Raw genomic sequence first — 13,130 nt, 5'->3', positions numbered from 1 at the left:
TTTGGAATTTGTATTGGCCTTGAGGCCGCCATCGCGAGCGTTCCGACGATGAGGCCCGTCAGTTCACCGCGAGTGCCTTGGCCAACCGCTTCCCCCGCGCGCCCGCAGCCAGATCCATCACCGCCCGATCGCGCTGCCACATCTGCGCCCAATGCGCCGGACCATCGGCCATTGCCTGATCAATCTCGGCCTTGAGCCCGTCGAATTGTGCAAACAACCCGCCCAGCAATACATGCCCGGCGGCATTGTTCGGTGCCTGACGGCTGGCTTCCGCGCACCCGGCCAGCAACGCCAGTAACCGCAACTGCAAGGCTTGCGGCCAGTCGCAGTCCTGGCCGACGCCATACAGCCACGACGTCATCGCACTCAGCACATAAACGTCTTCAAGGGTGCGGAACGGTTTGACGTACGCATCCCAGCCATCCCCCGCCAGCAACTCGCACAGGGTGTTGTCGAGAAACAACCGGCCATGGCTGATGTCCGGCATCAATGGGATCGCCGGGAGTTTTTCCAGACGTACGCCCGGTTCGCCGGGATAGACCACCGCCAGGCTCAGGCGCGGCGATTCACCGGTTTCTTCGCTGCGTGCAGCGATCAGCAGCCATTCCGCGGCATCACCGGCCGTGACGAAATCCTTGCGCCCGCTCAGGCGCAGGTCGGTAAGGCGGGTTTGCATGTCTGCCGGTCGCAGGCTGCGCTGTTCGGTTGCACACAACGCGCCGAGGCTCAACGGTGCGCTCGGCCAGAGCATGCGCAACGCCGCCTGATACCCCACCAGAAATGCCAGCCCCGGCGTCGCCATCAAACGCCCGCCAGCGACGGCCAACTCAAACGGCGTCACCGTGCCCAACTGGTGCAACAAGGTCACGAAACCTTCCGCCAGATCCGGGTTGGCGGGCAGGCGGTCGTGGCGGTTCAACAGGTTTTGCCAGGGCATAAGAGGCTCCTCGTGGGCTGTCATATAAGCATCACCAAAGCTTAATGGCGATGACACCGGGGCTACATAGCCTGACCTTGCACAAAACGGCTGCATAAAGAAAGTCGATCCGCTGTAACCCAAGACGGGTGAGCAGCCCGCACGGAGAATCGCCATGACTCAGATCGCCCGCATCCGCGACACCGGCAACGACCGCCGCCTGCAAGCCGAACGCCTGATCGGCAGCCAAGCCTTGCAGGAAGCCCAGGCCTTACGCTTCAACGTGTTCAGCGGCGAGTTCAACGCCAAGCTGAAGGGCGCAGAGTTGGGTCTGGACATGGATGACTATGATGTTCACTGCGCCCACATTGGCGTGCGTGACTTGAACACCGGACGTCTGGTGGCGACCACACGTTTACTCGATCACACGGCGGCCAGCAGCCTGGGCAAGTTCTACAGCGAAGAAGAATTCAGCCTGCATGGCCTGGTTCACCTCAAAGGCCCGATTCTGGAAATCGGCCGCACCTGTGTCGACCCGGCGTACCGCAACGGCGGCACCATCGCGGTGCTGTGGGGCGAACTGGCCGAGGTGTTGAATCAGGGCGGCTACAGCTATTTGATGGGCTGCGCGAGCATTCCAATGCAGGACGGCGGCATCCAGGCCCACGCGATCATGCAGCGTTTGCGCGAACGCTACCTGTGCACCGAACACCTGCGCGCCGAACCGAAAAAGCCACTGCCGACCCTGGATATTCCTTCCAACGTCATCGCCGAAATGCCCCCGCTCCTCAAGGCCTACATGCGCCTGGGCGCGAAAATCTGCGGCGAGCCGTGCTGGGACGAAGACTTCCAGGTGGCCGATGTCTTCATCCTGCTCAAGCGCGATGAACTCTGCCCGCGTTACGCCAAGCACTTCAAGGCGGCCATGTGATGATCCGTTTGCGGGTGTACGCGCGGATTGCGCGAGTGCTTGTCGTGGTCGCACTGGGTTTGAGCATGGCCAGTATATTTGGGGCTTTCGAGCGTATGGGCATCGCCCATTCGATGGTCCGCCGCCAGCGCTGGTCGCGATTTTTCATGGCGCGGTTGAGCAATGCCCTGCCCTTCCAGGTCACCGTTCATGGTGAACTGCCCAAGCAACCGATGCTCTGGGTCAGCAATCACGTGTCCTGGACCGACATCCCGCTGCTGGGCATGCTTACGCCGCTGTCGTTTCTGTCCAAGGCCGAAGTGCGCACCTGGCCGGTCGCCGGTTGGTTGGCAGCCAAGGCCGGCAGTCTGTTTATCCGTCGTGGCTCGGGTGACAGCCAGTTGATCCGCAAACAAATGACCCGCCACCTGGAACAAGCGCATCCGCTGTTGATGTTCCCGGAAGGCACCACCACCGATGGCCGTTCGCTGCGCACCTTCCATGGTCGCTTGCTGTCAGCGGCGATTGATTCCGAGGTGCAAATGCAACCGGTGGCGATCCGTTACCTGCGTGACGGTCAACTCGACACGCTGGCACCGTTCATTGGCGATGATGATTTGCTCTCGCACTTGATGCGTTTGTTCGCCAACGACCGGGGGGATGTGGAGATTCACCTGCTCAAGCCGATTGCTTGCGAAGGTCGCGAGCGCGCGGCGCTGGCGTTCGAAGCGCAGCAGGCGGTGCAGAAGGCGTTGTTTGGTGAAGTGGCGAAACCTGCCGAACCGCGTCGTGCTGGCGAACTGATCGCCGCCTAACCGCTTTTCTGTAGGAGCAAAGCTTGCTCGCGATTGGGGCACCGCGGTTTGACTGATGACCGCGTTATCGTTCATCGCGAGCAAGCTCTGCTCCTACAAAATTTGTGTCAGCGGTTTTGGGCGAAATCCTGGAGTTGTGGGTAGAACAACCTGAAGTCCTCGCTCAACGGTTCATACAACCGTCGCAATTCCTGCATCGCCCCCGCCAGTTCCTCAGGTCGGGTCAACCGCTGAGAAATCCCCCGCAGCACCTGCTCCAGCACCTCGAATTCCCGGTAAGAACCCAACCAGTCATTGGCCACCATGTGCGGTGCGATCCTGGCCAGGCGTTCCGGCAATTGCGGCTCGGCGGTCAGTATCCGGTACACATCTGACGTGAACAGTTCCAGCGGCCGATCGGCGTATAGCGTCCAGTCCCGTGCCAGGCAATGGTCGAAAAACACATCGAGCACGATCCCGGCGTAACGCCGGCGCGTCGTGGAGAACCGCGACAACGAGGCATCCACCAGCGGATGGCGATCCGTAAACACGTCAATGCTGCGATGCAGCTGGATGGCTGCTTCGACATCGGGTTCAAACTGCCCCTGCAACCGTCCTTTGACGAAATCGCCATACAGACTGCCGAGCAATTGGCCGGGACGCTGGCCACCAAGGTGAAGATGTGCGAGATAGTTCATGGGCGCAGCTTAGCACTGCGCCTTTGTTTCTTTACACCCAACGTATCGTTATAACCCGATATACCGATTTACACGGTCATCAGATCGAATGCGTATTGGTATATCGCGAAATACCGATTTAAAGTTCGCTTCATCGCGATATAGCGTTTTACACATCACGAGCCCCCGACCATGAACCTTGACCTCGACGAAATAATAAAAGCCCTGGCACACCCGGTACGGCGAGAAATCCTGCACTGGCTCAAAGACCCGACCGTCGAATTCCCTGACCAGTCCCACAGCAACGAGCACGGCGTTTGCGCCGGGCAGATCGATCAACGTTGCGGCCTGTCGCAGTCCACGGTGTCCGCGCACCTGGCCACCCTGCAACGCGCCGGCCTGATCAGCAGCCGCAAAGTCGGCCAGTGGCATTTTTTCAAACGTAATGAGGAAACCATTCAGGAGTTCCTCAAAACCTTCAGTAAAGAGCTCTGACCCTTAACGTCAGCCAGCCCAAAAGGAATTCAACAATGCCCCTCTCGCTCCTCATCCTGGCCTTGAGCGCCTTCGCCATCGGCACCACCGAATTCGTCATCATGGGCCTGCTGCCCGACGTGGCGGCGGATCTCGGCGTGTCGATCCCCGGCGCCGGCTGGTTGGTGACCGGTTACGCCTTGGGCGTGGCCATTGGTGCGCCGTTCATGGCACTGGCCACCGCCAGGCTGCCGCGCAAGGCTGCGCTGATCGCGTTGATGGGCATTTTCATCATCGGCAACTTGCTCTGCGCCCTGGCCAGTGACTACAACGTGTTGATGTTTGCGCGAGTCGTCACCGCGCTCTGCCACGGTGCCTTTTTCGGTATCGGTTCGGTGGTGGCAGCAGGCCTGGTGCCGGCCAACAAACGTGCGTCGGCCGTGGCGTTGATGTTCACCGGTCTGACCCTGGCAAACGTGCTCGGTGTGCCGCTGGGTACTGCGCTGGGTCAGCAAGCCGGCTGGCGTTCGACTTTCTGGGCTGTGACCGTGATCGGTGTCATTGCCCTGATCGGCCTGATCCGCTTCCTGCCGGCCAAGCGCGACGAAGAAAAACTCGACATGCGCACCGAGCTCGCAGCCCTCAAGGGCGCCGGGATCTGGTTGTCCCTGAGCATGACAGCGCTGTTCGCTGCCTCAGTCTTCACCCTCTTCACTTACGTCGCACCGCTGCTGGGCGAAGTCACCGACGTCTCGCCCCGTGGCGTGACCTGGACCCTGATGCTCATCGGCCTGGGCCTGACCGTCGGCAATATCATCGGCGGCAAACTGGCTGACAAAGGCATGGCCGCGACGCTGATCGGCGTGTTCATCACCATGGCCGTGGTCTCCACCGTACTGACGTGGACCAGCGTTGCGCTGATCCCGACCGAAATCACCCTGTTCCTCTGGGCCACGGCGTGTTTTGCCGCCGTACCCGCCCTGCAAGTGAACGTGGTGACCTTCGGCAAAGCGGCACCCAACCTGGTGTCGACCCTGAACATCGGCGCTTTCAACATCGGCAACGCACTCGGTGCCTGGGTCGGCGGCAGCGTCATCGCCCACGGCTTCGGCCTGACCAGCGTGCCACTCGCCGCAGCGGCACTGGCGGTACTCGCCCTGCTGGTGACCCTGATTACTTTCCGTCAGAGCGGCAATCCCGAACTGGCACCTGCTACCAACTGATCTCCATAAGAGAGCTACTTCATGACGACTATTTTCGATCCGATCAAACTGGGCGACGTTGAGTTGGCCAACCGCATCATCATGGCACCGCTGACCCGCTGCCGCGCCGACGAAGGCCGCGTGCCGAACGCGCTGATGGCCGAATACTACGTCCAGCGCGCCTCCGCGGGCCTGATCCTCAGCGAAGCCACCTCGGTCACGCCAATGGGCGTCGGCTACCCGGACACCCCGGGCATCTGGTCCAACGACCAGGTACGTGGCTGGGCCAACGTGACCAAGGCAATCCACGGCGCGGGCGGCAAGATCTTCCTGCAACTGTGGCACGTCGGCCGGGTTTCGCACTCCTCGTACCTGAACGGCGAAGCACCGGTCGCACCGAGCGCCATCCAGCCTAAAGGCCACGTCAGCCTGGTTCGCCCATTGGCTGACTACCCGACGCCGCGTGCCCTGGAAACCGCAGAAATCGCCGACATCGTCGACGCTTACCGCACCGGCGCCGAGAACGCCAAAGCCGCTGGTTTTGACGGTGTCGAGATCCACGGTGCCAACGGTTACCTGCTCGACCAGTTCCTGCAAAGCAGCACCAACCAGCGCACTGACAATTACGGCGGCTCCCTGGAAAACCGTGCGCGCCTGCTGCTGGAAGTGACCGACGCGGCCATCGAAGTCTGGGGCGCCGGCCGTGTCGGTGTGCACCTGGCACCGCGCGCCGATTCCCATGACATGGGCGACGACAACCTGGCAGAAACCTTCACCTACGTCGCCCGCGAACTGGGCAAGCGCGGTATCGCGTTCATCTGCTCGCGCGAAAAAGAAGCCGGCGACAGCCTCGGTCCACAATTGAAAGAAGCGTTCGGCGGCCCGTACATCATCAACGAACGCTTCACCAAGGACAGCGCCAACGCGTGGCTGGCCAGCGGCAAGGCCGATGCGGTCGCCTTCGGTGTGCCGTTCATTGCCAACCCTGACTTGCCTGCCCGCTTGAAGGCCGACGCGCCGCTGAACGAAGCGCGTCCGGAGTTGTTCTACGGCAAAGGCGCGGTTGGCTACATCGACTATCCGACGCTGTAAACGTTAGCCATTGAAATGCAAAAGCCCCGACTCGTGAGAGTCGGGGCTTTTGGGTTTTAGGAGTGGAGTGCTCACGCTCATTCACACCCAAGACACAATTTCCCTACAAAATACGTAGCTCGCTACCTGTCAACCTGGCGAGCGTCCGTATATAAAAGCACCCCTGGCCATAAATCGAGCCGGCGAAGGATTCAGCGCCCGCCTTGATCGTTGATACAAACGAAGCCAATGACTGACTTTTGTTTCATTTGCACAGGCTTGGGCTCAAGCGCAGCATGTCCAGCCCGGCCTCGACCCAGCGTTCGGCTTCGGTGTGCAATTGAAAACTGTCGGGCGCCAGCAACCACTGGTACAGGATGCCATCGATGTAAGCGTGCAGGCTGATGGCAGCGCGCGCCGTGTCAAGGTCTTCGGGCATTTGCCCCCGATTCACGGCATTACTCAGGGCCAGGCTGATGCGCACATTGCAATCAAGGCTGGCCGTTCGACGCTGCTGACGCAGGTCACACATTTCATCGGTGAATTCGCACTTATGAAACAAAATCTCATTAATGCGTCGGGTTTTCGGGTCCAGTGCAATTTGATGAAACAAATGAATCAGCAGCTTGCGCATGCAGCCCAGCGGATCGAGTTCCTCTTCGCTTTCACTGGCCCTGGCCAATTCATCCAGTGGCTCATGCAAGGTATCCAACATGGCCTGCACCAGATCGGCCTTGTTGCTGAAATGCCAGTAGATAGCACCGCGAGTCACGCCGGCCAGGGTAGCGATGTCCGCCAGCGTCGTGCGCGCCACGCCCCTTTCATAAAAGGCTTTCTCTGCCGCTTCAAGTATCTGGCTGCGGGTTTCTTGAGCTTCCTCTTTGGTACGACGGACCATGGCAGTAAAACCTCAATCAGGATGCTTCAGCGATGTCTGAACATCAGCTGAATAAAAGTGGAGCGAGCGCTCTTGGGCGCAGTCCCCGTCTTACAATTCGAAGCTTTGAACGGCTTTTGTAATGAATCGGGTACGCAGCCAAGGTGTTTACAAACAACCATGAACGTAAGTATATTCCTTAGCAAGCTACTTATCCACTCAGCACCCTATTTTTAACCTTCCACCTTTCTAGTGCGCATGATGCGCGCCTGACCCGAGGATTTTCATGCAATTCAAGCCAGCTGTTACCGCTCTGGTCACTGCCGTCGCCTTGGCATCGCTGCTCAGCGGATGCAAAAAGGAAGAAGCGCCACCAGCCGCACCGCCTCCTCAGGTCGGCGTCGTTACCCTGCAACCTCAAGCCTTCACCCTGACGTCCGATCTTCCGGGTCGTACCAGCGCGTACCGCATCGCCGAAGTTCGCCCTCAGGTGAACGGCATCATTCTCAAGCGCATGTTCAAGGAAGGCGGCGACGTCAAGATTGGCCAGCAGCTGTACCAAATCGATTCGTCGGTCTATGACGCCACGCTGAAAAGCGCAGAAGCCAACCTGCAACAGACCAAGTCGATCGCGGACCGCTACAAGCAACTGGTCAACGAACAAGCCGTGAGCCGCCAGGAATACGACACCGCCGTGTCTAACCGGATGCAATCGGAAGCGGCCCTGCAAACGGCCCAGATCAACGTGCGCTACACCAAGGTTTACGCGCCGCTCACCGGTCGTATCGGTCGCTCAAATGTGACCGAGGGCGCGCTGGTCACCAGCGGCCAGGCCGACCCGATGGCGGTGATCCAGCAACTCGATCCGATCTACGTCGACGTGACGCAGTCTTCGGTGGAGTTGCTGCAACTGCGCCGCGAACTGGAAAGCGGTCGCCTGCAAAAGTCGGGCGACAACGCGGCGAAGGTCAAGCTGACCCTCGAAGACGGCAGCGAGTACAAGCTGGACGGCAAGCTCGAGTTCTCCGAAGTCTCGGTTGACCAGACAACAGGTTCCGTCACCCTGCGCGCCGTGTTCCCCAACCCTGACCACACCCTGCTGCCGGGCATGTTCGTGCACGCGCAATTGTTGGCCGGTGTGAACGCCGCAGCAATCCTGGCCCCGCAACAAGGCGTGACGCGCGACCTCAAAGGCACCCCGACCGCTCTGGTCGTTGGTCCTGACAACAAAGTCGAGCTGCGTCAGCTCAAGGCCAACCGCACCGTCGGCAACCAATGGCTGATCGAAGATGGCTTGAAGGCAGGCGATCGCCTGATCACCGAAGGGCTGCAATTCGTCAAACCTGGCATCGAAGTCAAAGCCAGTGAAGCGACTAACGTTGGCACAAAGAACCCGGCCCCCGCACAGACAGCTGATAAGGCGTCCAGCGGCAAAGGGGAGTAACCCATGTCGAAATTTTTTATCGACCGTCCGATTTTCGCCTGGGTAATTGCCCTGGTGATCATGCTGGTCGGGGCTCTATCGATCCTCAAGTTGCCGATCAACCAATACCCGAGCATTGCGCCTCCGGCCATCGCCATTTCCGTTGCCTATCCGGGTGCTTCGGCACAAACCGTACAGGACACCGTGGTGCAGGTGATCGAGCAACAGCTCAACGGTATCGACCACCTGCGATATGTGTCCTCGGAAAGTAACTCCGACGGCACCATGACCATCACCGCGACCTTCGAGCAAGGTACCAACTCCGATACCGCGCAGGTTCAGGTCCAGAACAAGCTGAACCTGGCCACCCCGCTGCTGCCGCAAGAAGTACAGCAGCAAGGTATCCGCGTGACCAAGGCAGTGAAGAACTTCCTGTTGGTGATCGGTGTGGTCTCGCGTGACGGCAGCATGACCAAGGACGACCTGTCCAACTACATCGTGTCGAACATGCAGGACCCGATCTCGCGGACCGCCGGTGTCGGTGACTTCCAGGTATTCGGCTCCCAGTACGCCATGCGTATCTGGCTCGACCCGGCCAAGTTGAACAACTTCAACCTGACCCCGATCGATGTCAAAACCGCCATCGCCGCGCAGAACGTCCAGGTGTCGTCCGGCCAGCTCGGCGGCTTGCCTGCCCTGCCCGGCACACAGCTGAACGCGACGATTATCGGCAAGACCCGTCTGCAGACCGCCGAGCAATTCGACAAGATCCTGCTCAAGGTCAACAAGGACGGCTCTCAGGTTCGCTTGAAAGATGTCGCCGATGTCGGTTTGGGTGGTGAAAACTACAGCATCAACGCCCAGTTCAACGGTGCTCCGGCGTCCGGCCTGGCTGTGAAGCTGGCCACTGGCGCCAACGCCCTCGATACTGCCAAGGCCTTGCGCACCACCATCGACAGCCTCAAGCCGTTCTTCCCGCAAGGGATGGAAGTGGTGTTCCCGTACGACACTACTCCGGTGGTGACCGAGTCGATCAAGGGCGTGGTTCACACCCTGGTCGAAGCGGTCGCACTGGTGTTCCTGGTGATGTTCCTGTTCCTGCAAAACTTCCGCGCCACCATCATCACCACGATGACCGTGCCGGTGGTGTTGCTGGGGACGTTCGGCATCCTTGCGGCAGCCGGTTTCAGCATCAACACCCTGACCATGTTCGGTATGGTCCTGGCCATCGGCTTGCTGGTAGACGACGCCATCGTTGTAGTGGAAAACGTCGAGCGGGTGATGAGTGAAGAAGGCCTGTCGCCCAAGGAAGCCACCAAGAAATCGATGGGGCAGATCCAGGGTGCATTGGTGGGTATCGCCCTGGTGCTGTCGGCGGTTCTGCTGCCGATGGCATTCTTCAGCGGCTCCACCGGCGTGATCTACAAGCAATTTTCGATCACCATCGTTTCGGCCATGGCGCTCTCGGTTCTGGTTGCTCTGATTTTCACCCCGGCGCTTTGCGCCACCATGCTCAAGCCTATTCCCAAGGGTGAGCACGGCATGCCAAAACGCGGCTTCTTCGGCTGGTTCAACCGCAACTTCGATCGTGGCGTCAAAAGCTACGAGCGCGGCGTGGGCAATATGCTCACCCAGAAGGCGCCGTACCTGCTGGCCTATCTCATCATCATTGTCGGCATGATCTGGCTGTTCACCCGTATCCCGACGGCGTTCCTGCCTGAAGAAGACCAGGGCGTACTGTTCGCCCAGGTGCAGACGCCGGCCGGTTCGACCTCCCAGCGCACCCAGGTGGTCGTGGACGAGATGCGTGAATTCCTGTTGCGTCCGGGTAAGGATGGCGGTGAAGGCGATGCGGTGAACTCGGTGTTTACCGTCACCGGCTTCAACTTCGCCGGTCGTGGCCAGAGCTCGGGTATGGCGTTCATCATGCTCCGTCCATGGGACGAGCGTAACGCCGACAACAACGTGTTCAAGGTGGCGGCCCGTGCCCAGCAGCACTTCTTCACCTTCCGTGATGCCATGGTGTTTGCCTTCGCGCCACCGGCGGTACTGGAACTGGGTAACGCCACCGGTTTCGACGTGTTCCTTCAAGACCGTGCCGGTATCGGTCACGAAAAACTGATGCAAGCGCGCAACCAGTTCCTCGGCATGGCAGCGCAAAGCAAGATTCTGACTCAGGTGCGTCCGAACGGCCTGAACGATGAACCGCAATACCAACTGGAAATCGATGACGAGAAGGCCAGTGCCCTGGGCATTACCATCGCGGACATCAACAACACCCTGTCGATTGCTCTGGGCAGTAGCTACGTCAACGACTTCATCGATCGTGGTCGAGTGAAGAAGGTTTACGTGCAAGGTCAGCCCGGCTCGCGTATGAGCCCTGAAGACCTGAAGAAATGGTATGTGCGCAACAGCGCCGGCACCATGGTTCCGTTCTCGGCGTTTGCCAAGGGTGAATGGATTTACGGCTCGCCGAAGCTGGCCCGTTACAACGGCGTCGAAGCGATGGAAATCCTCGGTTCCCCGGCGCCGGGCTACTCCACCGGTGAAGCCATGGCCGAAGTCGAGGCCATTGCCGCCAAACTGCCGGCGGGTGTCGGTATTTCCTGGACCGGCCTGTCGTACGAGGAACGGTTATCCGGTTCGCAAGCGCCCGCGTTGTACGCCCTGTCGTTGCTGATGGTGTTCCTGTGCCTGGCAGCGCTGTATGAAAGCTGGTCGATCCCGATCGCGGTGATGCTGGTGGTGCCTTTGGGGATCATCGGTGCGTTGATGGCGACCAGCCTGCGTGGTCTGTCCAACGACGTGTACTTCCAGGTGGGCCTGTTGACGACTATCGGTCTGGCGGCGAAAAACGCCATTCTGATTGTCGAATTTGCTAAGGAGCTGCATGAGCAAGGGCGTAGCCTGCGCGATGCCGCGATCGAAGCCAGCCGCATGCGTCTGCGACCGATCATCATGACCTCGCTCGCGTTCGTTCTCGGTGTGGTACCCCTGGCGATATCCACGGGTGCGGGTTCCGGTAGCCAGCATGCCATCGGCACCGGCGTGATTGGCGGTATGATCACCGCCACCGTTCTGGCGATCTTCTGGGTCCCACTGTTCTTCGTCACTGTGTCGTCCATCGGTCAGCGCAAAATAGTCGACCAGGATGACGCCACTGAAACTCCTAAAGAGGCTGGCCAATGAGCAAGTCGCTACTCTCCCTAGCCGTCGCCGCGTTCGTGCTCGGTGGTTGCTCGCTGATACCCGATTATCAGCAGCCTGAGGCACCGGTGGCGGGCCAATACCCGCAAGGTCCGGCGTACTCGCCGGCCCAGGCGCCGAGCCAGGCTGCTGCGGAGCAAGGCTGGAAGCAGTTTTTCCATGACCCGGCACTGCAACAGCTGATCCAGGTTTCCTTGGAAAACAACCGGGACCTGCGTGTCGCGGCCCTGAACATCGACGCCTTTGCGGCCCAATACCGCATCCAGCGTGCGGATCTGTTCCCGGCCGTATCGGCCAATGGCAGCGGCAACCGCCAGCGCGTTCCGGAAAACTCTTCGCAGACCGGTCAGTCAGGCATTGTCAGTTCGTACTCGGCCACCGTCGGCATCAGCGCCTATGAACTCGATATGTTTGGTCGGGTTCGCAGCCTGAGCGAAGAAGCGCTGCAGAAGTACTTCGCCACTGAAGAAGGTCGTCGCAGCACGCAGATCAGCCTGGTGGCCAGCGTGGCCAATGCCTACCTGACCTGGCAAGCCGACAAGGAACTGCTGAAAGTCACCCAGGACACCCTCGGTGCGTTCGAGGAGAGCTACAAGCTCACCGCGCGCAGCGCCGAAGTCGGTGTAGCGTCGGCGCTGGACCTCGCTCAGTCGCGGACCTCGGTAGAGAACGCCCGGGCACAACTGGCGAAGTACACCCGTCAGGTCGCGCAGGATGAAAACAGCCTGGTGCTGCTGCTCGGCACTGGCATCCCGGCCAATCTGCAAGCAGCCAAGCCGCTGTCTGACGATTTGCTGAGCGACGTGCCGGCCGGTCTGCCATCGGACTTGCTGCAACGTCGTCCGGACATCCTCCAGGCCGAATACAACCTCAAGGCCGCCAACGCCAACATCGGCGCGGCACGGGCTGCATTCTTCCCGAGCATCAGCCTGACAGCCAACGCTGGCACGCTCAGCCCGGACTTGTCCGGTCTGTTCAAGGGCGGTTCCGGCACCTGGTTGTTCCAACCGCAAATCAACCTGCCGATCTTCAACGCCGGCAGCCTGCGCGCCAGCCTGGATTACTCGAAAATCCAGAAAGACATCGGCGTGGCGAACTACGAGAAGTCCATTCAAACGGCCTTCCAGGAAGTCGCCGACGGCTTGGCCGCCCGCCAGACCTACACCGATCAGTTGCAGGCCCAGCGTGACTTCGTCACCGCCAACCAGGACTACTACCGCCTGGCTCAACGTCGCTACCTCATTGGTGTCGACAGCAACCTGACCTTCCTCGATGCCCAGCGTCAGTTGTTCAGCGCCCAACAAGTGCTGATCACCGACCGTCTGGCGCAGTTGGTCAGCGCGGTCAATCTGTACAAGGCGTTGGGTGGTGGCTGGAATTCGCAGACTGCCAAGCTCGAACCGCTGAAAGAAGAAGCGCCGAAGATGAAGTTGTTCTGATAGCGCTGTGAACACAAGAAGCCCACCGATTGGTGGGCTTTTTGTTGGCTACAGGAAAATGTGTGGCGTGATCACTGCCCTCATCGCGGGCAAGCCCGCTCCCACCCCTTCAAGTCTAAACATACAAGCGGGCTTGCCCG

General features: G+C 60.0%; 11 protein-coding genes. 8 read left to right on the top strand and 3 right to left on the bottom strand.

The genetic code is table 11. The features are described 5' to 3' along the window. Positions 1–58 precede the first annotated feature (58 nt). Positions 59–937: an acyl-CoA dehydrogenase family protein gene (locus LOY55_RS06145; RefSeq protein WP_223523951.1), complete on the bottom strand. Its 879-nt coding sequence runs from the start codon at positions 935–937 to the stop codon at positions 59–61. 154 nt (positions 938–1,091) lie between these two features. On the opposite strand from LOY55_RS06145, the gene olsB reads away from it, so the two are divergent. Then, positions 1,092–1,847, top strand: a complete 756-nt coding sequence (gene olsB, locus LOY55_RS06140; RefSeq protein ID WP_046029403.1) for an L-ornithine N(alpha)-acyltransferase — start codon at positions 1,092–1,094, stop codon at positions 1,845–1,847. Next, complete coding sequence (locus tag LOY55_RS06135) at positions 1,847–2,641, top strand: 1-acyl-sn-glycerol-3-phosphate acyltransferase (RefSeq protein ID WP_223523949.1); 795 nt, start codon at positions 1,847–1,849, stop codon at positions 2,639–2,641. Before olsB ends, LOY55_RS06135 begins: the two co-directional genes overlap by 1 nt. 107 nt (positions 2,642–2,748) lie before the next feature. Here LOY55_RS06135 and LOY55_RS06130 read toward each other — a convergent pair whose 3' ends face one another. After that, positions 2,749–3,318 carry an ACP phosphodiesterase gene (locus tag LOY55_RS06130; protein ID WP_109788047.1) on the bottom strand — a complete coding sequence of 190 codons (570 nt, stop codon included), beginning with the start codon at positions 3,316–3,318 and terminating at the stop codon, positions 2,749–2,751. A gap of 171 nt (positions 3,319–3,489) precedes the next feature. Here LOY55_RS06130 and LOY55_RS06125 point away from each other — a divergent pair, with 171 nt between their 5' ends. Genes LOY55_RS06125 through LOY55_RS06115 form a run of 3 tightly spaced genes read left to right on the top strand, consistent with a single transcriptional unit; the run spans position 3,490 to position 6,065 of the window. Next, on the top strand, positions 3,490–3,792 hold the full coding sequence (locus LOY55_RS06125; protein WP_046029399.1) for a helix-turn-helix transcriptional regulator: 303 nt from the start codon (positions 3,490–3,492) through the stop codon (positions 3,790–3,792). A 35-nt stretch (positions 3,793–3,827) separates the two neighbouring features. Continuing rightward, a complete protein-coding gene (locus LOY55_RS06120; RefSeq protein ID WP_223523946.1) occupies positions 3,828–4,994 on the top strand; it encodes an MFS transporter in 1,167 nt (388 codons plus the stop codon). Between the two features lie 21 nt (positions 4,995–5,015). After that, positions 5,016–6,065, top strand: a complete 1,050-nt coding sequence (locus LOY55_RS06115; RefSeq protein ID WP_109788045.1) for an alkene reductase — start codon at positions 5,016–5,018, stop codon at positions 6,063–6,065. Positions 6,066–6,309: 244 nt separating this feature from the next. Here the strand turns inward: LOY55_RS06115 and emhR are convergent, their stop codons facing one another. Further along, complete coding sequence (gene emhR / locus LOY55_RS06110) at positions 6,310–6,942, bottom strand: efflux system transcriptional repressor EmhR (RefSeq protein ID WP_223523943.1); 633 nt, start codon at positions 6,940–6,942, stop codon at positions 6,310–6,312. 265 nt (positions 6,943–7,207) lie between these two features. Here emhR and LOY55_RS06105 point away from each other — a divergent pair, with 265 nt between their 5' ends. Genes LOY55_RS06105 through emhC form a run of 3 tightly spaced genes read left to right on the top strand, consistent with a single transcriptional unit; the run spans position 7,208 to position 12,990 of the window. Beyond that, positions 7,208–8,365, top strand: coding sequence for an efflux RND transporter periplasmic adaptor subunit (locus tag LOY55_RS06105; protein WP_046029394.1), 1,158 nt, complete (start codon positions 7,208–7,210; stop codon positions 8,363–8,365). 3 nt (positions 8,366–8,368) lie between these two features. Next, positions 8,369–11,533, top strand: a complete 3,165-nt coding sequence (gene emhB, locus LOY55_RS06100; protein ID WP_046029393.1) for an efflux RND transporter permease subunit EmhB — start codon at positions 8,369–8,371, stop codon at positions 11,531–11,533. Next, on the top strand, positions 11,530–12,990 hold the full coding sequence (gene emhC / locus LOY55_RS06095) for an efflux RND transporter outer membrane subunit EmhC (protein ID WP_046029392.1): 1,461 nt from the start codon (positions 11,530–11,532) through the stop codon (positions 12,988–12,990). Before emhB ends, emhC begins: the two co-directional genes overlap by 4 nt. The last annotated feature ends 140 nt before the right edge of the window (positions 12,991–13,130 follow it).

This window comes from Pseudomonas sp. B21-040, assembly GCF_024748695.1.
In the GTDB taxonomy this organism is placed as follows: domain Bacteria; phylum Pseudomonadota; class Gammaproteobacteria; order Pseudomonadales; family Pseudomonadaceae; genus Aquipseudomonas.
The sequence above is the reverse complement of the archived record's forward strand: the minus strand, read 5'-3'. Positions and strand labels throughout refer to the sequence as shown.